General features: G+C 66.8%; 24 protein-coding genes. 19 read left to right on the top strand and 5 right to left on the bottom strand.

From position 1 onward, the window contains the following. Positions 1-49: 49 nt before the first annotated feature. Entirely contained in the window at positions 50-445 is a 396-nt protein-coding gene (gene cueR, locus BPET_RS12845; RefSeq protein ID WP_012249451.1) for a Cu(I)-responsive transcriptional regulator, read from the bottom strand. After that, the gene (locus BPET_RS12840; protein ID WP_012249450.1) at positions 442-2742 is read right to left on the bottom strand and encodes a heavy metal translocating P-type ATPase; all 2301 of its coding nucleotides are present in this window, start codon (positions 2740-2742) and stop codon (positions 442-444) included. The genes cueR and BPET_RS12840 overlap by 4 nt, the downstream gene beginning before the upstream one ends. A gap of 161 nt (positions 2743-2903) precedes the next feature. Between BPET_RS12840 and BPET_RS12835 the strand changes: the two genes are divergently transcribed. From BPET_RS12835 to BPET_RS12825, 3 genes are all read left to right on the top strand, one after another. Then, positions 2904-3107 carry a heavy-metal-associated domain-containing protein gene (locus tag BPET_RS12835; RefSeq protein WP_012249449.1) on the top strand — a complete coding sequence of 68 codons (204 nt, stop codon included), beginning with the start codon at positions 2904-2906 and terminating at the stop codon, positions 3105-3107. Positions 3108-3245: 138 nt separating this feature from the next. Beyond that, positions 3246-3971, top strand: a complete 726-nt coding sequence (locus BPET_RS12830) for a glutathione peroxidase (RefSeq protein ID WP_012249448.1) — start codon at positions 3246-3248, stop codon at positions 3969-3971. 136 nt (positions 3972-4107) lie between these two features. Beyond that, entirely contained in the window at positions 4108-5526 is a 1419-nt protein-coding gene (locus tag BPET_RS12825) for a dihydrolipoyl dehydrogenase (protein ID WP_041862883.1), read from the top strand. A 33-nt stretch (positions 5527-5559) separates the two neighbouring features. Here BPET_RS12825 and BPET_RS12820 read toward each other — a convergent pair whose 3' ends face one another. Both BPET_RS12820 and map read right to left on the bottom strand, forming a co-directional pair. Further along, positions 5560-8172: a [protein-PII] uridylyltransferase gene (locus BPET_RS12820; protein ID WP_012249446.1), complete on the bottom strand. Its 2613-nt coding sequence runs from the start codon at positions 8170-8172 to the stop codon at positions 5560-5562. 12 nt (positions 8173-8184) lie between these two features. Then, on the bottom strand, positions 8185-9006 hold the full coding sequence (gene map / locus BPET_RS12815; RefSeq protein ID WP_012249445.1) for a type I methionyl aminopeptidase: 822 nt from the start codon (positions 9004-9006) through the stop codon (positions 8185-8187). A gap of 359 nt (positions 9007-9365) precedes the next feature. Between map and rpsB the strand changes: the two genes are divergently transcribed. From rpsB to BPET_RS12735, 16 genes are all read left to right on the top strand, one after another. Further along, positions 9366-10115, top strand: a complete 750-nt coding sequence (gene rpsB, locus BPET_RS12810; RefSeq protein ID WP_012249444.1) for a 30S ribosomal protein S2 — start codon at positions 9366-9368, stop codon at positions 10113-10115. Positions 10116-10283: 168 nt separating this feature from the next. Continuing rightward, complete coding sequence (gene tsf / locus BPET_RS12805; protein ID WP_012249443.1) at positions 10284-11162, top strand: translation elongation factor Ts; 879 nt, start codon at positions 10284-10286, stop codon at positions 11160-11162. 94 nt (positions 11163-11256) lie between these two features. Continuing rightward, a complete protein-coding gene (gene pyrH, locus BPET_RS12800) occupies positions 11257-11973 on the top strand; it encodes a UMP kinase (protein WP_012249442.1) in 717 nt (238 codons plus the stop codon). Positions 11974-11988: 15 nt separating this feature from the next. Beyond that, positions 11989-12549, top strand: coding sequence for a ribosome recycling factor (gene frr / locus BPET_RS12795; protein WP_012249441.1), 561 nt, complete (start codon positions 11989-11991; stop codon positions 12547-12549). A gap of 33 nt (positions 12550-12582) precedes the next feature. Then, positions 12583-13347 (top strand): polyprenyl diphosphate synthase, encoded by a 765-nt coding sequence (gene uppS, locus BPET_RS12790; RefSeq protein ID WP_012249440.1) that lies wholly within the window; start codon positions 12583-12585, stop codon positions 13345-13347. Between the two features lie 32 nt (positions 13348-13379). Further along, positions 13380-14237 (top strand): phosphatidate cytidylyltransferase, encoded by an 858-nt coding sequence (locus BPET_RS12785; RefSeq protein WP_012249439.1) that lies wholly within the window; start codon positions 13380-13382, stop codon positions 14235-14237. Next, complete coding sequence (locus BPET_RS12780) at positions 14234-15433, top strand: 1-deoxy-D-xylulose-5-phosphate reductoisomerase (protein ID WP_012249438.1); 1200 nt, start codon at positions 14234-14236, stop codon at positions 15431-15433. The genes BPET_RS12785 and BPET_RS12780 overlap by 4 nt, the downstream gene beginning before the upstream one ends. 26 nt (positions 15434-15459) lie before the next feature. Next, positions 15460-16791, top strand: coding sequence for an RIP metalloprotease RseP (rseP, locus tag BPET_RS12775; protein ID WP_012249437.1), 1332 nt, complete (start codon positions 15460-15462; stop codon positions 16789-16791). A 54-nt stretch (positions 16792-16845) separates the two neighbouring features. Then, a complete protein-coding gene (gene bamA / locus BPET_RS12770) occupies positions 16846-19176 on the top strand; it encodes an outer membrane protein assembly factor BamA (RefSeq protein ID WP_012249436.1) in 2331 nt (776 codons plus the stop codon). A 111-nt stretch (positions 19177-19287) separates the two neighbouring features. Continuing rightward, entirely contained in the window at positions 19288-19848 is a 561-nt protein-coding gene (locus BPET_RS12765) for an OmpH family outer membrane protein (RefSeq protein WP_012249435.1), read from the top strand. Positions 19849-19865: 17 nt separating this feature from the next. After that, entirely contained in the window at positions 19866-20960 is a 1095-nt protein-coding gene (gene lpxD / locus BPET_RS12760) for a UDP-3-O-(3-hydroxymyristoyl)glucosamine N-acyltransferase (RefSeq protein ID WP_012249434.1), read from the top strand. Between the two features lie 62 nt (positions 20961-21022). After that, on the top strand, positions 21023-21478 hold the full coding sequence (gene fabZ, locus BPET_RS12755; RefSeq protein ID WP_012249433.1) for a 3-hydroxyacyl-ACP dehydratase FabZ: 456 nt from the start codon (positions 21023-21025) through the stop codon (positions 21476-21478). Between the two features lie 14 nt (positions 21479-21492). Next, entirely contained in the window at positions 21493-22287 is a 795-nt protein-coding gene (gene lpxA, locus BPET_RS12750) for an acyl-ACP--UDP-N-acetylglucosamine O-acyltransferase (RefSeq protein WP_012249432.1), read from the top strand. Next, a complete protein-coding gene (gene lpxB / locus BPET_RS12745; protein ID WP_012249431.1) occupies positions 22284-23465 on the top strand; it encodes a lipid-A-disaccharide synthase in 1182 nt (393 codons plus the stop codon). The genes lpxA and lpxB overlap by 4 nt, the downstream gene beginning before the upstream one ends. Continuing rightward, positions 23452-24066: a ribonuclease HII gene (gene rnhB / locus BPET_RS12740; protein ID WP_041862882.1), complete on the top strand. Its 615-nt coding sequence runs from the start codon at positions 23452-23454 to the stop codon at positions 24064-24066. Before lpxB ends, rnhB begins: the two co-directional genes overlap by 14 nt. Continuing rightward, positions 24063-24839 carry a TrmH family RNA methyltransferase gene (locus tag BPET_RS12735; protein ID WP_012249429.1) on the top strand — a complete coding sequence of 259 codons (777 nt, stop codon included), beginning with the start codon at positions 24063-24065 and terminating at the stop codon, positions 24837-24839. The genes rnhB and BPET_RS12735 overlap by 4 nt, the downstream gene beginning before the upstream one ends. Before the next feature lie 288 nt (positions 24840-25127). Here BPET_RS12735 and ppsR read toward each other — a convergent pair whose 3' ends face one another. Beyond that, positions 25128-25958 (bottom strand): posphoenolpyruvate synthetase regulatory kinase/phosphorylase PpsR, encoded by an 831-nt coding sequence (ppsR, locus tag BPET_RS12730; protein ID WP_041862881.1) that lies wholly within the window; start codon positions 25956-25958, stop codon positions 25128-25130. Positions 25959-26077 lie beyond the last annotated feature (119 nt).

Here is a 26077-nt window from a genome sequence, read left to right as displayed (position 1 = left end):
CCGGTTTGCAGCGCGGCCCCGGTTGCGCGGGCGTCGCGGTACGGCGCGCTCAGCCCGCGCCGCCGCCCAGTTCTTCGATGATGGGGCACTCGGGGCGGCTGTCCCCGTGGCAATGGCGCGCCAGGTGCCTCAGACTGTCGGCCATCTGCTGCAGTTCGGCGGCCTTGCGCTCCAGGCCTTCTACATGGCTCAGCGCGATGCGCTTGACGTCGGCGCTGGCACGGCCGCGATCGCGCCACAGCGCCAGCAGTTCGTGCATCTGTTCTACCGAGAAGCCCAGGTCGCGAGCGCGCCGCACGAACCGCAAGGTATGCAGGTCATGCTCGCTGTATACGCGGTAGCCGGACTCGGTGCGCGTGGCCGGGCCGATCAGGCCGATGCTTTCGTAATAGCGGATCATCTTGGCCGAGATGCCCGTGGCGCTGGCGGCTTGTCCGATATTCATGATGGCTGGTCTTCGCGGGCTGGTGAATGGGCAGGCGGATGGGCGGGGCGGTAGGCGCGCAGGCGCAGCGCGTTGCCCAATACGAACACGCTGGACAGGGCCATGGCGCCCGCCGCGAAAATGGGCGACAGTTGCAGGCCGAACGCGGGATACAGCGCCCCGGCCGCCAGCGGAATCAGCGCGGCGTTGTAGGCAAAGGCCCAGAACAGGTTCTGGCGGATATTAGCCAGGGTGGCGCGGCTGAGTCCGATGGCGTTGGGCACGCCGTGCAGGTCGTCGGCCATCAGCACGACCGAAGCCGCTTCGATCGCCACGTCCGTACCGGTGCCGATGGCAATGCCCACGTCGGACGCGGCCAGCGCCGGCGCATCGTTGATGCCGTCGCCCACGAAGGCCAGCTTCCGGCCGCCGGCGCGCAGCGCCTCGATGGCCGCGACCTTGCCATCGGGCAGCACCTCGGCGCGCACCTCGTCGATGCCCAGTTGCCGCGCCACGCTGCGCGCGGTCAGTTCATTGTCGCCAGTAATCATCGCCGTCTTGATGCCCAGCGCATGCAATGCGTTGATGGCGCTGGCCGCCGAGGGCTTGAGCGGGTCGCTCACCGCCACCAGCGCGGCCGCGCGTCCATCCACCGCCACATACACGGGGGTCTTGCCTTCGGCGCCCCAGTCTGCCGCCTGCTCGCCGAATACCGCCAGGTCGACGGCGTGTTGAGCCATCAGTCGCGCGGCGCCCGCCACGATGCGCCGGCCGTCCACCCGTGCCTGCACACCGGCGCCGGTCACAGCCTGGAAGTCGTCGGCGGGCAGGGCGGGCAGCCCGCGCGAGCGCGCGGCCGCCACGATCGCGCGGGCGATGGGATGCTCGGAACGTTCCTGCACCGCGGCCAACCAGCCCAGCACCTGGTCGCCGTCGAAGCCCGGCGCGGCCTGCAGGCCCACCAGGGCCGGCTTGCCCAGTGTCAGCGTGCCGGTCTTGTCGAACGCCACGACCTCGACATCGCGCAGCGCCTGCAGCGCGTCGCCCTGGCGGAACAGCACGCCCAGATCCGCGGCGCGGCCCGTGCCCACCATGATGGAAGTGGGGGTTGCCAGGCCCATGGCGCACGGGCAGGCAATGATCAACACGGCCACCGCGTTGACCAGGGCCAGCGGCAGCGCCGGCGAGGGGCCCCACGCCAGCCAGGCCGCGAAAGCCAGCAGCGCGATCGCCATGACCGCGGGCACGAACCAGGCGGTAATCTGGTCCACCAGTGTCTGGATAGGCAGCTTCGCGCCCTGGGCCGTCTGCACCATGTGGATGATGCGGGCCAGCATGGTGTCGGCGCCCGTGTGCGTGACGCGCAGGGTGAAACTGCCCGAGGTGTTCAGCGTGCCGCCGGTGGCACGCATGCCGGCGCGCTTTTCCACGGGCATTGGTTCGCCCGTCAACATGGACTCGTCGACGTACGAGCTGCCTTCGATGATCTCGCCGTCGATGGGGATCTTCTCGCCGGGGCGCACCACGACATGCTCACCGCGGCGCACCTGCTCAATGGGCACGTCGTGCGCCTGGCCGTCGCGCAGCACGCGCGCGGTGCGGGGCTGCAGGCCGATCAGGCGCTTGATGGCCGCGCCGGTGCGCCCCTTGGCGCGAGCTTCCAGCATGCGTCCCAGCAGAATGAGCGTGACGATGACGGCCGCGGCTTCGTAATAGACGTAGCGTGCGTTGGCGGGCAGCCATTGCGCAGCAAAGGTAGCCGCCACGGAATAAGCCCAGGCCGCGCCCGCGCCCACCGCAACCAGCGAGTTCATCTCGGGTGCGCGGCGCCACAGCGCGGCCAGCCCCTTAGTGAAAAAAACCCGGCCCGGCCAGGCCAGCACGGCGGTGGTCAGCGCAAACTGCAGCAGCCAGCTGTTTTGCGTGCCCAGCCGCGTGGCCACCCAATGGTGCATGGCGGGAAAAATATGCGAGCCCATTTCCAGCACAAAAACGGGCAGGGTGAGCACCAGGGCTACGGTGAAGGCGCGGCGCAAGCTGCGCGCCTCGTCGGCGCGCGCCTGTTCCTGGCGGGCCTCGTGGCCGTCCTGAGCGGCAATGGGATGGGCCGTGTAGCCCACGCGCGCCACTGCGGCCACCAGCGCCTGGGCGTCGGCGGCCGGGTCATGTTCGACGCGGGCGCTCTCGGTGGCAAGGTTGACGCTGGCCGCGCCCACGCCGGCCACGGCCGACAAGGCTTTTTCTACCCGCTTGACGCATGAGGCGCAGGTCATGCCTTCGATGGCGAGTTCAGTCTGGACTAGGGTAGGGGCAGTCATGCTGCGGCTCCGGCAAGAGAATGTGCCGACAGTTTCATCCTTCCCATGATGGGAAGGTCAAGCCCATTTTACGCTTGACTTTGCCATGATGGGAAGGTTTAAGCTGGTTCCGTCTCGTGGGCTTGGCCCATGTTTTATTCTTTCGTTCTACAGGAGCTGCCATGTCTTTCCAATTCACCGTTCCCGACATGACCTGCGGTCATTGCGTCAGTACCATCACCCAGGCGGTGCAGCAAGCCGTGCCCGGCGCCCGCGTTACGGCCGATCTTGCCGCCCACCGCGTCACGGTCGACAATGCGCCCGCCGCCGATCCGGTGCGCGCCGCCATCGAGCAGGCGGGCTACGACGTGCAGCCGCTGGCATAAGGCGGACACTGGGCGGGTGGCCCGATTGGCCTTGGCTATCAATTAAGTTAAATAATTAAATTTGTTATATTGATAGCCCGCATTTATCATCTCTTTCATGGTGGCGAGGCCGCCAAACCCCCTCAAGGAGATGATTGAATGCTGCAGAATCGCGAAGGCCAACGGGTCCCCAACGTGACCTTCCCCATCCGCCAGGACAACGAATGGAAGCAGGTCAGCACCGACGACCTGTTCAAGAACAAGACCGTCGTGGTCTTCTCGCTGCCTGGCGCTTTTACCCCCACTTGCTCCTCGACGCACCTGCCGCGCTACAACGAGCTGGCGTCGACGTTCGCCAGCGTAGGCGTGGACGCTGTCGTATGCGTGTCGGTCAATGACACCTTCGTCATGAACGAATGGGCCAAGGACCAGGAGGCCGGCAACATCACGCTGCTGCCCGATGGCAATGGCGACTTCACCGAAGGCATGGGCATGCTGGTCGACAAGCGCGACCTCGGCTTCGGCAAGCGCAGCTGGCGCTATTCGATGCTGGTGAAAGACGGCGTGATCGAAAAGATGTTCATCGAACCGCAGAAAGAAGGCGACCCCTTCGAAGTCTCGGACGCCGACACCATGCTGGCCTATATCGCCCCGCAGGCGAAGAAGCCCGATCAGGTGGTGGTGTTTTCCAAGCCGGGTTGCCCGTTCTGCATCGAAGCCAAGGCCCTGCTGGCCGACAAGGGCTACGACCCGATCGAGATTCCGCTCGAGCACAAGGTGCGCGGCCGGGTCATCGGCGCGATCTCGGGCAAGGGCACGGCCCCGCAAGTCTTCATCAACGGCACCCTGGTAGGCGGCCTGGAAGACCTGAAGGCATACCTGTAGTTCCCCGCAGCGGACAGGCACAGCCTCGCCCGCGCGGCATCCGGCGTCACGAGGACGCCGGATGCCAGCACACTTCTTACCTTACGGTTTACTCTGCCGGCGCGGCCACGCGGCGCTGGTCCAGCATGGGACAGTCATGGATATTCTGCATACCGATATCGCCGTCATTGGCGCCGGCACGGCTGGTTTGGCGGCTTATCGCGCCGCCCGCGCCGCCGGCAAGCGCGCGCTGCTGATCGAAGGCGGCCCGTACGGCACAACCTGCGCGCGGGTGGGTTGCATGCCTTCCAAGCTGCTGATCGCGGCGGCCGAGGCGGCGCATTCTGCCGCCCACACGGCGCCGTTCGGCGTGCACATTGACGGCGCGGTGCGCGTAGACGGCCGCGCAGTCATGGAGCGGGTGCGCCGCGAGCGCGACCGCTTTGTCGGGTTCGTGTTGGAAGGCGTGGAGAACATCCCGGCCGAAGACAAGCTCGCCGGCTATGCGCGCTTTGTATCCGATACCGTGCTGCGCGTGGACGAGCGCGTCGAAGTGCGCGCGGCCAGCGTGGTCATCGCCACGGGATCGCGGCCCTCGGTGCCGCCGCCGTTCCTTGCGCTGGGCGACCGCCTGGTCGTCAACGACGACGTATTCGCCTGGCAAGACCTGCCGCGCAGCGTGGCTGTGTTCGGCCCTGGCGTCATCGGCCTGGAACTGGGCCAGGCGCTGGCCCGGCTGGGCGTGCGAGTGCGGGTATTCGGCGTCAGCGGCAGCCTGGGCGGACTGGGCGACCCGGTGGTGCGCCAGCGCGCGCGCCGCAGCTTCCAGGACGAGTTCTACCTGGACCCGGACGCGCGCGTGCTGTCCACGACGCGCGTGGGCGACCAGGTCGAAGTCCGCTACGTGGCGCTGGACAACACCGAACGCACTGAACTGTTCGACTACGCGCTGGTGGCCACCGGCCGGCGGCCGAACGTGGACGGACTCGACCTGCATCACACCAGCCTGGCGCGCGACGCCCGCGGCGTGCCCGAGTTCAACCGCAACACCTTGCAGGCTGGCGCGGCGCCGATCTTCATTGCTGGCGATGCTAACGCCGACGCGCCACTGCTGCACGAGGCCGCCGATGAAGGCCGCATCGCCGGCGCCAACGCGGCGCGTTATCCGGACGTGCAGCCCGGGCTGCGGCGCGCGGGCCTGGCGGTCGTGTTTTCCGATCCGCAGATCGCCATGGTTGGCACGCCCTATGCGCGCCTGCCGCAAGGCGGCTTCGTGACCGGCGAAGTCGACTTCGGCGACCAGGGCCGCTCGCGCGTCATGCTCAAGAACAAGGGCATCCTGCACGTGTACGCCGACAACGAAACCGGACAGTTCCTGGGCGCCGAAATGGTCGGCCCGGCGGCCGAGCACATCGGCCATCTGCTGGCCTGGGCCGCGCAGCAGCAGCTCACCGTGGCCCGGATGCTCGACATGCCGTTCTACCATCCGGTGGTGGAAGAGGGGCTGCGCACCGCGCTGCGCGACGCCGCGGCGCGCCTGCAGGAAGTCCGCCAGGCGCAGCGGCAGGCCGCCTGAGGCTCGCAGCTCGAAGCACCCGCAATTCGCCGTTTACGCCGCCTGTTGCCGCGCCTCGTCGCCGGCCAGGGCGTCCAGCACGGCCCGTTCGAACTGCATTTGGGTGCGCGGGCGCTCCAGCGCCGAGCCAGTCAAAATGAACACGTCTTCAACCCGGTCGCCCAGCGTCATGATCTTGGCCATGCTCACGCTGACGCCATGACTGGCGAACACGCGCGTCAGCGCATGCAGCAGCCCGGGACGATCGGTGGCGGTAACCGACAGCCGCCAGGACTGACTGCGCTCGTCGGGCTGCAGTTCGGCTTGCGGCATGACCGGGAAGACCTTCGAAATGCGAGACTGCCGGCGGCGCGCCGGCGCGCCGTAGGCCCCGCGCGCGCCAGTGGCGTCCTGCGGGTCGCGCAGGCGCTGCGCCAGTTCGTGTTCGACCAGCGTGGCCTGTGCGCGCAGGTCGGTGCTGCCTTCGGGCAGCAGCACGATGAAACTGTCCAGCGCCCAGCCATGGCGGGTGGTATGGATGCGGGCATCCTGGATGCCCAGCGATTTGGCGTCGAAATAGGCGCAAATGGCCACCACCAGCTCGGGCACGTCGCGGGTGTACACCATGATCTGCAGCCCTTCGCCATGCTCGGTGGGGCGGGCCCGCACCACCGGGCTGTCGGGAGCGACCTGGTAGTAAAGGTGGCGGGTATGCCAGGCGATGTCCGACGCGTCGTGCCTCAGGAAATACGCCACGTCCAGCTCGTTCCAGAAGGCATCGCGCGCGTCGTCGCGCAGGCCGGCCAGGCGGGTCAGGCGGGCCGCCTCTTCCTTGCGTTCGGTCAGCACGGTGTGCGTGTCGGCGGGCGACCCGCCCAGCGCGGCCAGCGTCAGGCGGTACAGGTCTTCGAGCAGCTTGCCTTTCCAGGCATTCCAAACCTTGGGGCTGGTGCCGCGTATGTCGGCCACCGTCAGCAGGTACAGTGCCGTCAGGCGCCGTTCGTCGCGCACGGTAGCCGCGAAATCCTTGATGACCTCCGGGTCGGACAAGTCGCGCTTCTGCGCCACGGCCGACATCAGCAAGTGCTGGCGAACCAGGAACTCGACCAGCTCCGCATCATCGGGCTCCAGCCCGTGCTCGTGCGCGAAACGCCTCACTTCGCGCGCGCCCAGCTCGGAATGGTCGCCGCCGCGCCCCTTGGCGATGTCGTGGAACAGGGCAGCCACATATAGCAGCCAATGGCGTTCGAGGTTGGCGATCAGCTGGCTTGCCAGCGGGTATTCCTGCGCGTGTTCCGGCATGGTGAAGCGCCGGATGTTGCGCACCACGGCCAGCGTGTGCTGGTCGACGGTGTACACATGGAACAGGTCGTGCTGCATCTGCCCGACAATGCGGCGAAATACCGGCAAATAGCGCGGCAGGATATTCAGCATTGTCATGCGCCGCAGTTCATGCACAATGCCGCGCGGCTGCTGCAGAATCTGCAGGAACAGCTTGCGGTTGACCGGGTTGCGCCGGAACTGCGCGTCGATGCGATGGCGCGAGTGCCACATGGCGCGCAGGGTGCGCGGCGTCAGGCCGGTAAGCTCCGCGCGTTGCTGCATGACCAGGAAAGCGCGCAGCAAAAGTGTAGGGTTACGCTCGAAGCCGTCGTCGCGCACGATGTCGAGCCGGTCGCGCAGGTTGCGGAAATCGTCGTCGATCTCGCGCGCGCCGGTGTCGGGGCGGGGGAACAGCCGTTCTTCAATGCTGGGCACCAGAATCGCATTGAGCTGCGTCACCAGGCGCGCGGCCCAATAATAGCGCTGCATCAGCAGCTCGCTGCTGCGCCGGGTGGCGGTGGCCTGGATGCCGTAGACCTCGGCCAGGCCGGGCTGCAAATCGAACAGCACGCGGTCTTCGCGCCGGCCGGTCAGCAGGTGCAGCTCGATGCGCAGGCGCTTGAAGGCCTGCTCGGCGCGCCGCAGGTCGCGCGCTTCGGACGGCGTCAGCAGGCCGGCCTGGGCCACCTCGCGCCAGGTGCGGCCGAAGCCGGCGGCGCGCGCCATCCATAGAATCACCTGCAGATCGCGCAGCCCGCCGGGCGATTCTTTGCAGTTGGGCTCCAGCGCATACGGGGTTTCCTGGTAGCGCGCGTGGCGCTGTTGCATCTCGACGCGCTTGGCCTGGAAAAACGCCGGGGCATCGAGCTGGGCCTGGATGGCCGCCTCGAATTGCTTCATGAGGCTGCGACTGCCGGCCAGCCAGCGCGATTCCAGCAAGGCGGTCTCGACGGTGATGTCGGCCTGCGCTTCCTGCTCGCAGTCGGCCAGCGTGCGCACACTGTGGCCGGGCTCCAGACCCAGGTCCCATAGCGCCGCCACCAGGGTCTCGATGGCGCCCGCATCGCCGGGCGACGGCGCGTGCGGCAGCAGGATCAGCAGGTCGACGTCGGAATGCGGGTACAGTTCGCCGCGGCCGTAGCCGCCGACGGCCGCCAGTGTGGCGCCGGCGGGCAGGGGGTGCAGCTTGAGCAGGTCGCGCAGCGTCTGGTCGACGACGCGCCGCAGTTCGAACAACAGGATGTCCGGCCGGCGGTGCTGCCGGAACTGGGCGATGGCCTCGCCGCGCGCGGCTTGCAGCCGCCGGCGCAGGTCAGGAAGCGAAGGCGGGGCGGCTGTGGTCATGGTGCTGGCGGATCAGGTGGCGGGCAGCGTCAGGGGCTCGGTAATGAACGCCGGCGGCTGGCGCACGCCCGGCGACAGGGTCAGGACTTCATAGCCCGTGTCGGTGACGCAGATCGTGTGCTCCCATTGCGCCGACAGGCTGTGGTCGCGCGTCACGACCGTCCAGCCATCGGCCAGCTGGCGGATCTCGCGGCGGCCGGCGTTGATCATGGGCTCGATGGTGAAGATCATGCCCGTGGTCAGGCGCACGCCGCTGCCCGGCTTGCCATAGTGCAGCACCTGCGGGTCTTCGTGAAAGCGCTGGCCGATGCCGTGGCCGCAGAACTCGCGCACCACCGAATAGCCGTTGGATTCGGCATGCTTCTGGATGGCATGGCCGACGTCGCCCAGGGTGGCGCCGTTGCGCACCTGCTGGATGCCTTTCCACATGCACTCGAACGTGATCTCGGCCAGGCGGCGCGACTGGATCGACGGTTCGCCCACGTGATACATGCGGCTGGTGTCGCCGAACCAGCCGTCCTTGATGATGGTGACGTCGATATTGAGGGCGTCCCCGTTTTTCAGCACCTTGTCGCCGGGAATGCCATGGCAGACCTGGTGGTTGACCGACGTGCAGATCGCGCCGGGGAAGGGCGGGTAGCCCGGGGGGGCATAGCCGACCGTGGCCGATTTCACTTTCAACTCGTCGGTCAGGTATTCCAGGCACAGGCGGTCGAGTTCGCCCGTGGTGACCCCCGGCTTGACGTAAGGGGTGATGAAATCGAGGATCTTCGCGGCGTCCTGGCAGGCGGCGCGCATCTTGTCCAGGTCGGCGGGATTGGTAACGAGGCCCATGTAGGTGGCTTGAGTAACTGGGTGGAAAAATAGTAGAATTATAGGCTTGCCTAAAAACCGGGGGCAAAGCCAGGGGGTGCTTTTATTGTAGGCCCTGGCCGCCTCGGCCGTCTGGGTTTATTCGCTGCGCCACGCATTTGTGCGAGGGTGGTGCGGGGTTATGTGGGCTTATATGCCTCATATGCCCGCCCTGCCGCAGCGATCGGCCACCGGTTTTCGGGCTTTTCATCCTGGCGCCAGGCATCGAGCAAATCGATGCGGGCGACAGGAAATCGCGTGCTATGCCACCCAGGGTGCCGAACTGTGCCATGCATGGGCCGGTACAGGCGTAGCGCAAGAACCAACCCTCGGAGAAATTCATGTCCCTCATGCGTGAAATGCTGGAAGCTGGCGTCCACTTCGGCCACCAGACCCGCTACTGGAATCCCAAGATGGCCCCGTACATTTTCGGCCATCGCAACAAGATCCACATCATCAACCTGGAACAAACGGTTGCCAAGTACCAGGACGCCACCAAGTTCGTGAAGCAGCTGGCTGCCCGCGGCGGCAACATCCTGTTCGTCGGCACCAAGCGCGCCGCCCGTGAACTGGTCGCGGCCGAAGCCGCCCGTTGCGGCATGCCCTACGTCGATGCCCGCTGGCTCGGCGGCATGCTGACCAACTTCAAGACGGTCAAGACCTCGGTCAAGCGCCTGAAAGACATGGAAGCCGTGGTCGCCGAAGGCGGCGCCGAGCGCATGATCAAGAAAGAAGGCCTGCTGTTCCAGCGCGAGCTCGAAAAACTGAACAAGTCCATCGGCGGCATCAAAGACATGAACGGCCTGCCCGATGCGCTGTTCGTCATCGACGTCGGCTACCACAAGATCGCCGTGGCTGAAGCCCGCACGCTGGGCATCCCGGTCGTCGCCGTGGTCGACACCAACCACTCGCCCGACGGCATCGACTACGTCATTCCGGGCAACGACGACTCGGCCAAGGCCATCGCGCTGTACGCCAAGGGCATCGCCGACGCCGTGCTGGAAGGCCGCGAGCAGAACCTGAACGGCCTGGTCGAAGAAGCCGGCGAAGGCTCGGAAGAGTTCGTCGAAGTGCAGGACAACCAGGGCTGATAGCCCGATCCGGCAGGCCGGGCGCGGCGGGCATCCCGTCCGACGTCCGGGCCGGCCGGAAGTCTCGAGACGGGCTCCCGTCTCATGGCCCGCCAGAGCGGGTGTCTTGTCGAATCAATTCATGTGCCCCGGCCCGCCGGGGCATGTCTTAGCGAAACTGGAGCAATCATGGCTGAAATTACCGCCGCCCTCGTCAAGGAACTGCGCGAAAAGACCGACGCGCCCATGATGGAGTGCAAGAAGGCCCTGACCGAAGCCGAGGGCGATCTGGCCCGCGCCGAAGAAATCCTGCGCGTCAAGCTGGGCAACAAGGCCAGCAAGGCCGCCGCGCGCGTCACCGCCGAAGGCCTGATCGGCCTGTACATCTCGGCCGACGCGAAGCAGGGCGCCGTCATCGAAGTCAACTGCGAAACCGACTTCGTGGCCAAGAACGACGATTTCGTCGCTTTCGTCAACAAGCTGGCCGAGCTGGTCACCACCCAGAAACCCGCCGACGTGGCGGCGCTGTCGGCCCTGCCGCTGGGCGAGGGCACGGTTGAAACCACCCGTACCGCCCTGGTCGGCAAAATCGGCGAGAACATCTCGGTGCGCCGCTTCGAACGCATCGAAACCGCCAACGCCCTGGCCAGCTATGTGCACGGCGGCAAGATCGGCGTGCTGGTCGAATATGCCGGCGCCGAAGAAGTCGGCAAAGACCTGGCCATGCACATCGCCGCCACCAAGCCCCGCGCCCTGAACGCCGACGGCGTGCCGGCCGCCGACATCGCTGCCGAACGCTCGGTGGCCGAACAGAAGGCCGCCGAATCGGGCAAGCCCGCCGAAATCGTGGCCAAGATGGTCGAAGGCTCGGTGCAGAAGTTCCTGAAAGAAGTCACGCTGCTGTCGCAGCCCTTCGTCAAGAACGACAAGCAGACGGTTGAACAGATGCTCAAGGAAAAGAGCGCCTCGATCAACAAGTTCGTGCTGTTCGTGGTGGGCGAGGGCATCGAGAAAAAGACCAGCGACTTCGCCGCCGAGGTCGCCGCTGCCGCTGCCGGCCGCGCCTGATCGGTCGTAGTACCCAGGGCCGGCTAGAAAACATCTAGTCCGGCCCTATTTCTTGTCTTACACTTTCGTCGGATCGGTCCTTGGGACATCACCTATGAGCAGCAGATCATACAAACGGGTTCTTCTCAAACTTTCCGGCGAAGCGCTGATGGGCGAAGATGCCTTTGGCATCAACCGCAGCACCATCGTGCGCATGACCGATGAAATCGCCGAAGTGGTGGCGCTGGGCGTCGAACTGGCCATCGTCATCGGTGGGGGCAACATTTTCCGCGGCGTCGCTCCCGGCGCCCAGGGCATGGATCGCGCCACGGCCGACTACATGGGCATGATGGCCACCATCATGAACGCCCTGGCCCTGCAAGACGCCCTGAAGCACAAAGACGTCGACACCCGCGTGCAGTCGGCGTTGAACATCGACCAGGTGGTCGAACCGTACATTCGCCCCAAAGCGCTGCGCTACCTCGAAGAAGGCAAGGTCGTTATTTTCGCGGCCGGCACGGGCAACCCGTTCTTCACCACCGATACCGCGGCGGCCCTGCGCGGCGCCGAAATCGGCGCCGAAATCGTGCTCAAGGCCACCAAGGTCGATGGCATTTACAGCGCCGACCCCAACAAAGATCCCACCGCCACGCGCTATGCGCGCATCAGCTTCGACGAGGCCATCGTGCGCCGGCTCGAAGTCATGGATGCCACCGCGTTCGCGCTTTGCCGCGACCAGAAATTGCCCATCAAGGTGTTCTCGATCAACAAGTCCGGCGCGCTCAAACGCGCGGTCAGCGGCGAAGACGAAGGCACCCTGGTACACGTTTAAGCAAAGGAAATCCTCATGAGCGTCGCAGAAATCCGCAAATCCGCCGAAACCAGGATGGCCAAGTCGCTTGACACACTGAAGGTCAACTTGTCCAAGATCCGCACCGGCCGCGCCCATACCGGCATTCTGGATCACGTCCAGGTCGAGTACTACGGTTCGCCGGTGCCCGTGAGCCAGGTTGCCAACGTGAACCTGGTCGATGCGCGCACCATCAGCGTGCAGCCCTACGAAAAGCCCATGGCCGCCGCCATCGAGAAGGCCATTCGCGAATCCGACCTGGGCCTGAATCCCATGAGCCTGGGCGACAGCATCCGCGTGCCCATGCCCGCCCTGACCGAAGAGCGCCGCCGCGACCTCACCAAGGTGGTCAAGGGCGAGGGCGAAGACGCCAAGATCGCCGTGCGCAACCTGCGCCGCGAAGCCAACGAATCGCTCAAGAAGCTGGTCAAGGACAAGGAAATTTCCGAAGACGACGAGCGCCGCGCGCAAGACGACATCCAGAAACTCACCGATCGCAACGTCACCGAGATCGACAAGCTCATCACCCAGAAAGAAGCGGAAATCATGACCGTATAACCACGGCCAGGTACCGGGCAACGCTTCCTGCTCATGGCTATCAGCTCCACCCAGGCGATTCCCGCCACTCAGGCCGTTCCCCAGCACGTGGCCATCATCATGGATGGCAACGGGCGCTGGGCGACGCGCCGGCACTTGCCTCGCACCGCGGGCCACGCCAAGGGCGTGCAGGCCGTGCGGCGCGTGGTCGAGGCCTGCGGGCGGCGTGGCGTGCGCTACCTGACCCTGTTTGCGTTCAGCTCCGAGAACTGGCGGCGTCCGCCCGAAGAAGTCTCGCTGCTGATGCGCCTGTTCGTGCAGGCGCTCGAGCGCGAGGTCGACAAACTCAACGAGCAGGGCGTGCGCCTGCACGTAGTGGGCGATATGTCGCGCTTCGAGCCGCGCCTGCAGGCGCTTATCGCCGACGCCCAGGTCCGCACCGCCGCCAACGATCGCCTGCATCTGTCGGTGGCCGCCAATTACGGCGGACGCTGGGACATCCTGCAGGCTACCCGCGCCATGCTCAGCCAGCACCCCGAACTGGCGCGCGACCCCCAGCGCATCGACGAATCCCACCTCGCCGAGCATCTGTCGATGGCATGGGCTCCCGAGCCCGACCTGTTCATCCGCACTGGCGGCGAACAGCGCATTTCCAATTTTCTGATCTGGCAGCTGGCCTACGCCGAGCTGTACTTCACCGACCAATACTGGCCCGATTTCGGCGCGGCCGAGCTGGATGCCGCGTTCGAGTGGTACCGCACCCGCGAGCGCCGTTTCGGACGCACCAGCGCCCAGTTGCGCGAAGACGCCGCGCGCTAGCGTGAAACAGGCCCCAGGCCACCGGAGACACCATGCTCGGCCAACGAGTCCTTACCGCCGCCGTCCTGCTGGCCGTCCTGGCCGCCGCCCTGGCTTCGGGCAATCCCTGGTGGTTCGTGGCCTTGCTGGCCGCCGCAGCCGCCTGCGCCGCCTGGGAATGGCTGCGCCTGACCGTGCCGCAGCCGCCATCGCGCACGCTTTGCGTAGGGGTTGCCGCCGTGCTGCTGGCGGCCATGCTGTGGCTGGCCTGGACCTGGCTATCGGGCGCACCCGCCGCCGCCGCGCTGCACGCAGCCGTGGTGCGCTGGCTGACCCCGGCGGTGGCCCTGGTGTGGCTGCTGGCCGTCACCACGGCCGTGGCGCGCGGCCGCTCCGATGCGCCTGCCGCCAGCCTGGGCTGGTCGCTGTTCAGCGTGCCGGCCGTCCTGGCGGCCTGGTCGGTGCTGGCGCTCATGTTCATGGCGCGCGGCGGCTGGTTCGTGGTGTCGCTGTTGGCCCTGGTTTGGGTAGCCGACATCTCGGCCTACTTTGCCGGGCGGGCGTTCGGCAAGCGTAAACTGGCTCCCAGGGTCAGCCCGGGCAAGACGGTCGCGGGGGCCGTGGCCGGCATTGCCGGGGCGGTGGCCTGGATCTGGCTGTCCAGCCTGTGGACGGGCAGCTTCGGCCACGCGCTGGTCGAGCGGGGCTCCCTGTGGCTGGCGCTGCCGGCCGCCGCGTTGCTGGGCGCCATTTCCATCGTGGGCGACCTGTTCGAATCCCTGCTCAAGCGCCGCGCCGGCCGCAAAGATTCCAGCGCGCTGCTGCCCGGCCATGGCGGGGTCTACGATCGCATCGACGCCATTCTGCCGGTGGCGCCGTTTGCCTTGCTGTTGTCTGGAGTCCTGTCTTGAGTCGTTTCCAACGCGTTGCTGTCCTGGGTTCCACCGGTTCCATCGGCGAAAGTACCTTGGATGTCATCGCCCGCCATCCCGAGCAGCTGGCGGTATTCGCCCTGTCGGCCCACAGCCGCATCGAGCGCCTGGCCGAACAGGCCGCGGCCAGCGCCGCGGCGGTCGTGGTGGTGCCCGACGCGGCGGCGCGCCAACGTTTTCTCGCCGCCTGGCCGGCTGGGCGCACGCCGCCCGAGATCCGCGTCGGCGCCCAGGCGCTGGCCGATACGGCCGCCGACGCGGCCTGCGACACGGTCATGGCCGCCATCGTCGGGGCTGCCGGGCTGCCGGCCGCGCTGGCGGCGGCGCAGGCCGGCAAGCGCGTGCTGCTGGCCAACAAAGAAGCCCTGGTGGCCGCCGGCGCGCTGTTCATGCGGGCCGTGCGCGCCAATGGCGCCGAACTGCTGCCCATCGACAGCGAACACAACGCCATTTTCCAGTGCCTGCCCCACGAAGGGCGGGCCAGCGCGCCGGAACAGCCAGCCCGGGGCGTGCGGCGGCTGATTCTTACCGCTTCGGGCGGCCCGTTCCGCCGGCACGATCCGCTCGACCTGCACGAGGTCACTCCCGACCAGGCCTGCGCCCATCCCAACTGGAGCATGGGGCGCAAGATTTCGGTCGATTCGGCCACCATGCTCAACAAGGGGCTCGAAGTCATCGAGGCCCACTGGCTGTTCGCCATGCCGCCCGAGCGCATCGAAGTGCTCATCCACCCGCAAAGCGTGGTGCATTCGATGGTCGAATATGACGACGGCTCGGTGCTGGCGCAGCTGGGCCAGCCGGACATGCGCACGCCTATTTCGTATGGCCTCGGGTTCCCCGAGCGGCTGGCCAGCGGGGTAGGGCCGCTTGATCTCGCCCGCTGGGGCAGGCTCGAATTCGAAACCCCGGATCTGCGGCGCTTTCCGTGCCTGCAACTGGCCTTCGACGCCCTGCGCGCCGGGCAGGCCGCCTGCGTGGCCCTGAATGCCGCCAACGAAGTCGCGGTCGACGCTTTCCTGTCGGGCCGCCTGCGCTATACGTGGATTTCCCGGGTGATCGCCGCCGCCCTCGAATGGCAGCAGCGCCAGTCTTCTGTTACGCTCGATAGCCTGGCCGACGTCCTGGCCCTCGATGCCGCAACGCGCGCCTACGCGGGCAATCTCGGCCTGGCCTGAATCGGCCCGCCCTCAGATATCCACTCATGCTTTTCACCCTGCTTGCCTTCATCGTTGCCCTGGGCATACTCATCACGTTCCACGAACTGGGGCACTACTGGGTGGCGCGCCTGTGCGGCGTGCGCGTGCTCCGGTTTTCGGTGGGCTTCGGCAAGGTGCTGCTGCGCCGCACCGACAGGCACGGCACCGAGTGGGCGCTGTCGGCCATCCCCCTGGGCGGCTACGTCAAGATGCAGGACGACCCGCCGCCCGGCGCGTCGCGCGCCGTGGCCGCGCAGTCGTTCAATACCCAGCCGGTGGCGCGGCGTATCGCCATCGTGGCGGCCGGCCCCATTTTCAATCTGGTGCTGGCGGTTCTGCTCTATGCCGGCCTGAACCTGGCCGGCACGCAAGAGCCCGCCGCCGTCATCGCCCCGCCGGCCGCCGGCACCCCGGCCGCCCAGGCCGGATTCCAGGGCGGTGATCGCATCGTGGCCATTGACGGCCGCCAGGTGGCATCCTGGAACGACGCGCGCTGGCGCCTGCTCGACGTGCTGTCGGCCGGCGGCCAGGCCCGCGTCGACGTGCGCGCCTCCGGCGGCGCCACGCAGCAGCGCGCCCTGCAAGTACCCGGCAATCGCATGGATCCGGCCCAGGGTGATCCCCTGGCCGATGCCGGGCTGCGCCTGGCCCAGCCCAGGCCGGTGGTGCGCGAAGTCATCCCGGGCGGCGAGGGCGAGCACGCGGGCCTGCGCAACGGCGACCGCATCGTCCGCGCCGGCGACACCCCCGAACCGGGCACGGCCCAGTTGGTCGACCTCATCCAGCGCCATGCGGGCCAGCCCCTCGCGCTGACCCTGCTGCGCGACGGCACGCCGGTTACGTTGACCGTGGTGCCGCGCGCCGAAACCGTCCAGGGCGCCACCATCGGCCGCATCGGCGTGCAATTGGGCGGCGACCTGCCCATGGTGACGGTGCGTTACGGACTGTTCGAGAGTATGGGACGCGCCGCGGCCCGCACCTGGGATACGGCCTGGCTGTCGCTGCGCATGATGGGACGCATGGTGATCGGCGAGGTTTCCTGGCGCAACATCAGCGGCCCGGTCACCATCGCCGATTACGCCGGCCAGACCGCGCGCCTGGGCATTGCCGCCTACGTGGCCTACCTGGCGCTCATCAGCATCAGCCTGGGCGTACTTAACCTGTTGCCGATTCCGATGCTCGACGGCGGGCATCTGCTGTACTATCTCGTCGAAATTGTGCGGGGCAGCCCGCCACCCGACCGCTGGATCGACATCGGCCAGCGCGCCGGCATCGGTTTGCTCGCGGGGCTCATGGGACTGGCGCTGTTCAACGATTTCGCCCGTCTGTTCACCTGACTGGCGATCGAATAAAATCGTCCGCCATTTGCTCGACCTAGGATAGCCAAGGACATGTCTTTTCGGATGTTTCATCACAAAAAGGGCGTCATGCCGAGCCTGCTCGCCGCGCTGCTCATGCCGGCTCTGGCTCATGCGTTCGACCCTTTTGTCGTGCGGGATATCCGCGTAGAAGGCATCCAGCGCACCGACGCGGGCACCGTGTTCGGCTACCTGCCTGTCAAGGTCGGCGAAGAATTCACCGAGGCCGAAGCCACCGAAGCCGTGCGCCGGCTGTACGGCACGGGCTTCTTCAGCGACGTCAAGATCCAGACCGACAACGATGTCGTGGTGGTGGTCGTGCAAGAACGTCCCACCATCGCGTCGGTCACGTTCAACGGCATGCGCGAATTCGACTCGAAGGCGATCACCAAATCGCTGATGCAGGTGGGCTTCGGCGAAGGGCGCATCTTCGACCAGTCCATGCTCGAGCGCGCCGAATTCGAGCTCAAGGAACAGTACCTGGGCAAGGGCAAGTACGGCGTCGAAGTCACCGCCACGGTCACGCCGCTGCCGCGTAACCGCGTAGGCGTCAGTTTCGACGTCTTTGAAGGCGAGGTCGCCAAGATCCGCCAGATCAGCGTGGTGGGCAACAAGGCCTTCTCGGAAAGCGAGCTGCTCGACCTGTTCGACCTCACCACGCCGGGATGGCTGACCTGGTACACCAACACCGACAAGTACTCGCGCGAAAAACTCGAGGGCGACATCGAACGCCTGCGCTCGTTCTACCTCGACCAGGGCTACCTGGAATTCTCGGTCGAACCGCCGCAGGTCACCATCTCGCCCGACCGCAAAGACATCTACATCACGGTCACGCTGCACGAAGGCGAGCCGTACAAGGTGCGCAGCGTCAAGCTGGCCGGCAACCTGCTGGGCCTCGACAAGGAAATCAACAACCTGGTGCAGGTCAAGGAAGGCGAAACCTTCTCGGCGGCGCAGGCCAACGATTCCGCCAAGGCCATCACCGACTACCTGGGCGAGCTGGGCTACGCGTTCGCCAACGTCAATCCCAACCCCACGCTCGACCGCGCCAAGCATGAAGCCGACGTCACGTTCTACGTCGACCCCAGCCGCCGCGTCTACGTGCGCCGCATCCAGATCGGCGGCAACACGCGCACCCGCGACGAAGTCGTGCGCCGCGAAATGCGCCAGGAAGAGGCCGCGTGGTACGACTCCGGCGACCTGAAAATCTCGCGCGACCGCATCGATCGCCTTGGCTACTTCAGCGAAGTCAACGTGTCCACCGACCCGGTGCCGGGCTCGCCCGACCAGGTCGACGTCAACGTCGACGTCAAGGAAAAGCCCACCGGCATGATCAACCTGGGCGTGGGCTACGGTTCGTCCGAAAAGGCCATCCTGTCGGCCGGCATCAGCGAAGACAACGTGTTCGGCAGCGGCACCAACCTGACGCTGCAGTTCAACACCAGCAAGACCAACCGCGCGGCCGTGCTGTCGCATACCGATCCGTACTTCACCAAAGACGGCATCAGCCGCACGACGTCGGCCTACTACCGCGTCACCGAGCCCTGGGACAACAACGACGGCGATTACCGCGTCAAGGCCATGGGCCTAGGCATGAACTTCGGCGTGCCCATCTCCGAATACGACCGCGTATTCCTGGGCGCCACGTTCGAGCGCAACCAGATCGACCTGTACGACAACTCGCCGCAAGCGTACCGCGACTTCGTCGACCAGTACGGCGACAGCACCAACGCGCTCATCTTCAACGTCGGCTGGTCGAAAGACACGCGCGACAGCGCGCTGGCACCCACCAAGGGCTCGTATACGCGCCTGAAGGGCGACTTCTCCACCATGGACCTGAAGTACTACCTGCTGACCGCCCAGCAGCAGTACTACATTCCGCTGGGCCGCAGCTACACGCTGGCCCTGAACGGCATGGTCGACTACGGGCGCAGCTACGGCAGCCTGGACTACCCGGTCATCAAGAACGTCTACGCAGGCGGCATCGGCACGGTGCGGGGCTACGACGGCGCCTCGCTGGGCCCGCGCGACACGCTTACCGGCGACTACCTGGGCGGCTCGCGGCGCATCGTGGCCAACGCGCAGCTGTACCTGCCGTTCCCGGGCGCCTCGAAAGACCGCACGCTGCGCTGGTTCCTGTTCGCCGACGCGGGCCAGGTGGCGGCCGGCAGCGGCATGAAGTGCACGGCCGGCGAGCCCGGCAACGAGGTCGACGATCCCTGCGGCTGGCGTTATTCGGCGGGCGTCGGCCTGTCGTGGCAATCGCCGCTGGGCCCGCTGCAGTTGTCGTATGCCCGTCCCCTCAATGCCAAGTCGGGCGACGACCGGCAGAGTTTCCAGTTCCAGATTGGCACGGGCTTCTAACCGCCTGATGGTTACGCCTGATCACATGGGCAGGGCGCCGCATCCCGGCGTCCAGTCCGTTTAGTGGCACAATAATGACTTTGCTTTACCTCATTGGAAGGTGAGATTTTCATGATGTCTGATTTCGCACTCAACACCTCGAGCCCGGCACGCGTCAAGCGCATCGGCAAACTGCGCGGTGCGCTGGCACTGGCGGGTGCGCTGCTCCTGGGTTCCGCCGTGGCGCTGCCCGCCAATGCGCAAGGCACCAAGATCGGCTTCGTGAACACCGAGCGCATCCTGCGCGAGTCGGCGCCGGCCAAGACTGCCCAAAGCAAGATCGAGTCCGAATTCAAGAAGCGCGACGACGAACTCCAGCGCCTGAGCAGCAACCTGCGCGCGCAGGCCGAGAAGTTCGACAAAGACGCGCCCGTGCTGTCCGAGTCCGACCGCACCAACCGCCAGCGCGAACTGTCGCGCCTGGATACCGAACTGCAGCGCAAGCGCCGCGAGTTCCAGGAAGACTTCAACCGTCGCCGCAACGAAGAATTCTCGGCCATCGTCACCAAGGCCAACCAGGCCATCAAGCGCATCGCCGAACAAGAAAACTACGACCTGATCGTGCAGGACGCGGTCACGGTCAACCCGCGCGTCGACATCACCGACAAGGTGATCCAGGCCCTCGGCAAATAATCGCTGGCGCCGAACGCATGCCGATCCTCCTGGATCCCGTCCGCGCGCCGGCCCTCGATGCACTGCTGGCGTCCGCCAATACCCAGGGGCTCGACTGGCGCATCGAAGCCGCTGCAGACGCCACGCTGCCCCGGATCCGCGGTATTGGCACCCTGGCTTCGGCCGGGCCGGAAGAAATCAGCTTCCTGACCAACCCGCGCTACCAGAGCCAGCTGGCCGGTACACGGGCGGCCGCCGTCATCGTCACGCCCGACGCCGCCCAGGCGTTGGCCAACGATCCCAGCGCCCCTGCCTGCGCGCGGGTGGTGTGCCCGCATCCCTACCTGCTGTACGCGCGCCTGGCGCAGTGGTTCGACGCCGCCCGGCGGCCCAGGCTGCCGGCCAGCGTGCACCCGCTGGCGGTGGTGGCGCCCGATGCCGTCATCGAAGACGACGTGCGCATCGGCCCGCACTGTGTGGTGGAGGCCGGCGCCAGTATTGGCCGCGGCAGCACGCTGGGGCCGGGTTGCGTCATCGGCGAAGGTTCCAGCCTGGGGCCCGACTGCCTGCTGCACGCACGCGTCACCCTGTATGCCAATGTGCGCATCGGCGCGCGCGCCATCCTGCACAGCGGCGTGGTGCTGGGCGCCGACGGCTTCGGCTTCGCGCCCGATCCCACCCTGGGGCAGGGCGCCTGGGGCAAGATCGCCCAGCTGGGCGGAGTGCGCATCGGTGACGACGTCGAAATCGGCGCCAACACCACCATCGACCGCGGCGCGCTCGAAGACACCGACATCGGCGACGGGGTCAAGCTCGACAACCAGATCATGCTGGGCCACAACGTGCGCGTGGGCGCCCATACCGCCATGGCGGCCTGCGTGGGCGTGGCGGGCTCCACCGTCATCGGGTCGCGCTGCACCATCGGCGGCGCGGCCATGCTGTCGGGCCACCTGACGCTGGGCGACGACGTCCACATCTCGGGCGGCACCGCGGTCACGTCGAACATTTTGCAGCCGGGCCGCTATACCGGCGTGTACCCTTACGCCGAACACGGCGAATGGCAGCGCAACGCCGCCGTGCTACAACAACTGTCGCAGCTGCGTCGACGCCTGCGGGCGCTGGAAAAAGCCTGATCCGCGCCGCTCGATGGCAACAGGGCGGCAACATAATTCAAAACGGTAGGAAATTTTACGAAATGGAACTCGACATCAAGGCGATCATGGAGCGGCTGCCGCATCGGTACCCGATGTTGCTCGTCGATCGCGTGCTGGATATCGTGCCCGGCAAATCCATTGTCGCCATCAAGAACGTGTCGATCAACGAACCGTTCTTCGAAGGCCATTTCCCGCATCATCCCGTCATGCCCGGCGTGCTCATCACCGAAGCCATGGCCCAGGCGGCCGCGCTGTTCTCGTTCACCGACGACGACGGCGGCCTGAAGTGCGACAGCGCCAAGACGGCGTATTACCTGGTGGGCATCGACGAGGCGCGTTTTCGCCGCCCGGTCGTGCCGGGCGACCAACTGCGCCTGGAAGTGCAGGCCGAGCGCCTTAGTCGCGCCATCTGCAAGTACCAGGCCCGCGCGCTGGTCGACGGCCAGATCGTGGCCGAAGCCAAGCTGATGTGCGCCATCCGCAGCCTGGAAGCCTAGGGCCTGTGCTCAATATGTCAGGAAACATCCATCCCACCGCCCTGGTCGACCCGGCCGCTCAGGTCGACGGTAGCGTGCGCATCGGACCCTATTGTGTCGTGGGCCCCGGCGTGACCATCGACGCCGGAACGGAAATCGGCCCGCATTGCGTGCTGGACGGCATCACCACCATCGGCCGCGACAACCGTTTCTACCGGTTCTGCTCGATCGGCGGCATGCCGCAAGACAAGAAATATGCCGGCGAGCCCACGCGCCTGGTGATCGGCGACCGCAACACGGTGCGCGAATTCACCACCTTCAATACCGGCACCGTGCAAGATGGCGGCGCCACCACGCTGGGCGATGACAACTGGATCATGGCTTACGTGCACATTGCGCACGATTGCCATATTGGCAGCAACACGATCATCGCCAACTCGGTGCAGCTGGGCGGCCACGTGCATGTGGGCGACTGGGCCATCATCGGCGGCCTGACCGGCGTGCACCAGTTCAGCAAGATCGGCGCTCACAGCATGACGGGCGGCAACAGTTCGCTGATGCAGGACATGCCGCCGTACGTGCTGGGCGCGGGCAACCCGTGCCGGCCGGTGGGCATCAACGTCGAAGGCCTGCGCCGGCGCGGCTTCAGCGCCCCGGTCATCGCCAGCCTGCGCGAAGCCTACAAGATCGTCTACCGGCGCGGCCTGTCGCTCGACGAAGCGCGCGCCGAGCTGCGCGCCCGCCAGCAATCGCACCCCGACGCCAAAGACGCGCTGCAGGTGCTGCTGGACTTCCTCGATGCCTCCAGCCGGGGCATCATCCGGTCATGAGCCTGTCCATAGGCATGGTGGCGGGAGAGCCTTCGGGCGACCTGCTTGCCAGCCGGGTAATCGCCGGCCTGCGGCGCGACGAAACCGTGCAGTGCCAGGGCATCGGCGGGCCCGCCATGCAGGCCGCCGGCTTCGATGCCTGGCATCCCATGCATGCGCTGACGGTGTTCGGCTATGTCGACGCGCTCAAGCGCCTGCCCAGCCTGCTGCGCACCTACGGCGACGTGAAGCGGCGCTGGCTGGCCAGCCCGCCATCGGTGTTCGTGGGCGTGGATGCGCCTGATTTCAACCTGAAGCTCGAACTGGCGCTGCGCCAGGCCGGCACGCCCACGGTCCATTTCGTGGGGCCATCGATCTGGGCCTGGCGCTACGAGCGCATCCACAAGATCCGCGAGGCCGTCTCGCACATGCTGGTGCTGTTCCCGTTCGAAGAAGAGCTGTACCGCAAAGAGGGCATACCGGTCACCTATGTCGGGCACCCGCTGGCCGATGCCATCCCCATGCAGCCCGACCGCGCCGCGGCGCGCCAGCGGCTGGGGCTGGACGCCGATGCGCGGGTGCTGGCCATCCTGCCGGGCAGCCGCTCGTCGGAAATCCGCATTCTGGCGCCCCGTTTCCTGCAGGCGGCACAGCAGCTGCAGCGCCGCGATCCCGGCCTGGTGTGCGTGGTGCCGATGGTCAATGCGCAACGGCGCGCCGAATTCGAAGCCATCCTGGCGCAGTACCCGGTGCCCGGCCTGCGCTGCCTGACCGCCGAAGACGCCGCCAGCGGCGGCTTGCCGGTGGCCTGGAGCGCGCTGGAAGCCAGCAACGCCGTGCTGGTCGCCAGCGGCACCGCCACGCTGGAGGCGGCGCTGTTCAAGCGGCCCATGGTGATCTCGTACTATCTGTCGCCCTGGATGCGGCGCATCATGGCCTGGAAATCGGGCCAGCAGCGTCCGTACCTGCCTTGGGTCGGGCTGCCCAATGTGCTGCTGCGCGATTTCGCGGTGCCCGAGCTGCTGCAGGACGACGCCACGCCCGATAAACTGGCCGAGGCCACCTGGGCGGCCCTGACCGACGACGCCCAGGCGGCCCGCGTCGAGGCCCGCTTTGCCGCCATGCACCGCGACCTGACCCGCGACACGGCCACGCTGGCCGCGCGCGCCATTCTCGAGGTGGCCCATGGAGCAGCCTAGCCTGTTCGCCGAGGTTCCCGACTTCGCCGGCATCTTGATGGCCGGCGTGGACGAGGCCGGGCGCGGGCCGCTGGCGGGCGGGGTCTATGCCGCCGCCGTCATCCTCGACCCGGGCCGGCCTGTCGACGGGCTGGCCGACTCCAAAGTACTGACCGCCGAGCGCCGCGAAGAACTTGCCGCGCACATCCAGGAGCGGGCGCTGGCCTGGTGCGTGGCCAGCGCCACGGTGCTCGAGATCGATACCCTGAATATTCTGCGCGCCACGCTGCTGGCGATGCAGCGCGCCGTCGACGGGCTGGGCCAGGCCCCGCAGGTGGCCATGGTCGACGGCAACCAGGCGCCTACGCTGCGCTGCACCGTGCAGACGGTCATCAAGGGCGACGCGCTGGTGCCGGCCATCTCGGCCGCGTCCATCCTGGCCAAGACCGCTCGCGACGCCGACCTGCAGCGGCTGCATGCCTTGTACCCGCAGTACGGCTTCGACCAGCACAAGGGTTACGGCACCGCGCTGCACATGCAACGGTTGCGCGAACATGGCCCTTGCCCCGAGCATCGGCGTAGTTTCGCGCCCGTGCGAGAGCGGCTGGCCGTCGTGCCATGAAGCAGATCGCCTCGCGCGACAACCCCCAGTTCAAGCAATTGCAGCGCCTGGCGCAGCATGCCGGCCGGCGCGGCGAGCCCGCCATCCTGGAAGGCGTGCACCTGTGCCAGGCCTGGCTCGCCGAGGCCGGCCCGCCGGCGTGGGCCGTGTTCGACGCCGGACGGGTGCAACAACCCGAGCTGGCCGCGTTGCTCGCGGCGGTGCCGCCGCGGCAGGCGCTGCTGCTGGAATCCCGCCTGCTGCGCCACCTGGAAACCGTGGAAACCGGGCAAGGCGTGCTGTTCGTGGTGGACCCACCCACGCCCGCATTGCCGGCGCGACTGGACGAGCCCATGGTGTGGCTGGACCGGGTGCAAGACCCCGGCAATGTCGGCACCATCCTGCGCGTGTGCGCGGCGGCCGGTATCGGGCGGGTGCTGCTGTCGCCCGGCTGCGCGGCGGCGTGGTCGCCCAAGGTACTGCGCGGCGGGCAGGGCGCGCATTTTGCGCTGGCGCTGCACGAACACGCCGACCTGCAGGCCTGTGCCCAGCGGCTTGAAATACCGCTGGCGGCCACCACCCTGGAAGGCGCGCAAGACCTGTACGCCACCCGGCTGCCGCCGGCCTGCGCCTGGGTATTCGGCCATGAAGGGCAGGGCGTGGCGCCCGCGCTGCAGCAGGCGGCCGCGCTGCGCGTACGCATCGACCACGCGCCAGCGGTCGAATCGCTGAACGTGGCCGTAGCCGCCGCCCTGTGCCTGTTCGAGCAGCGCCGGCAGATGCAGCAGGCGTAGATCCGGCCGGTGGCGGCTGGCGGGTATCTGACTGGTGTCTGGCAGGTATTTGCCAGGTATTTGCCAGGTATTTGCCAGGTATTTGCCAGGTATTTGCCAGGTGTCTGGCAGGTGTCTGACTCCCGAAGGGTGTCAGACACCGTGGGGCATGCACTGCCGGGCATCGGTGTCTGACACCCTTCGGGAGTCAGACACCTGGCTTACCTGCGTTACCTGTCTTACCTGCGTTACCTGTCTTACCTGCGTTACCTGGCTTACCTCGCTTCCTGGCTCACCCAGCCTCCTGCCTCAATTCGAGCGGTCCAGCCCCACTTCCTGCATGACGGTCGTGGCGATTTCCTCGATCGATTTGGTGGTGGTCGACAGCCACGAAATACCTTCCCGGCGCATCATGCGCTCGGCCTCGGCCACCTCGTAGCGGCATTGCTCCAGCTTGGCGTACTTGCTGTTGGGGCGGCGCTCGTTGCGCACTTCGGCCAGGCGCTCGGGCTGGATCGACAAACCGAACAGCTTGCCCCGGTGCGGCGCCACCGTCGAGGGCAGGGTGCCGCGCTCGAAATCGTCGGGGGTCAATGGGAAATTGGCCGCCTTGATGGCGTACTGCATGGCCAGGTACAGGCTGGTGGGCGTCTTGCCGCAACGGGACACCCCCACCAGGATGACGTCGGCCTGATCGAGCTGGGTGATGAACTGGCCGTCATCGTGCGCCAGGCTGAAGTTGATGGCGTCGATGCGGTTGCGGTACTGCTCGGAATTCGCCGCCATATGCGAGCGGCCGATCGAGTGGCTGGATTTCAGCCCCAGGGCCTGCTCGATATGCCCGACGAAGGTGCCGAACAGGTCCAGGAAGATGCCGTTGGCGTTGCGCACGCATTCCATGCTGGCCGGGTTGACCAGCGTGCTGAACACAATGGGCGGCACGCCGGTTTCGAGGGCGTTGCGGTTGATGCGGGCGGCGACTTCCCGGGCCTTTTCGACGGTGTCGATAAAAGGCAGGCGTACCGGCCGGAAATGCACTTCCTCGAATTGCGAAAGCACCGAGTGGCTGAAGGTCTCGGCGGTAATGCCGGTACTGTCCGAAACGATGTAGACAGTCCGTTCGATAGGGGGCGAAGCCATATGTAAAATATTCCAACCAAAGGGGAAAGCCATGGTGCCCGACCGGGTACAATCTGACCCCGATATAAGTCACCCCAAGAGCGGTCCAAGGCCAGTTTGGTCAGCGCATCCGGATGCAT

Source organism: Bordetella petrii, from assembly GCF_000067205.1.
Lineage (GTDB): Bacteria > Pseudomonadota > Gammaproteobacteria > Burkholderiales > Burkholderiaceae_B > Bordetella_A > Bordetella_A petrii.
The sequence above is the reverse complement of the archived record's forward strand: the minus strand, read 5'-3'. Positions and strand labels throughout refer to the sequence as shown.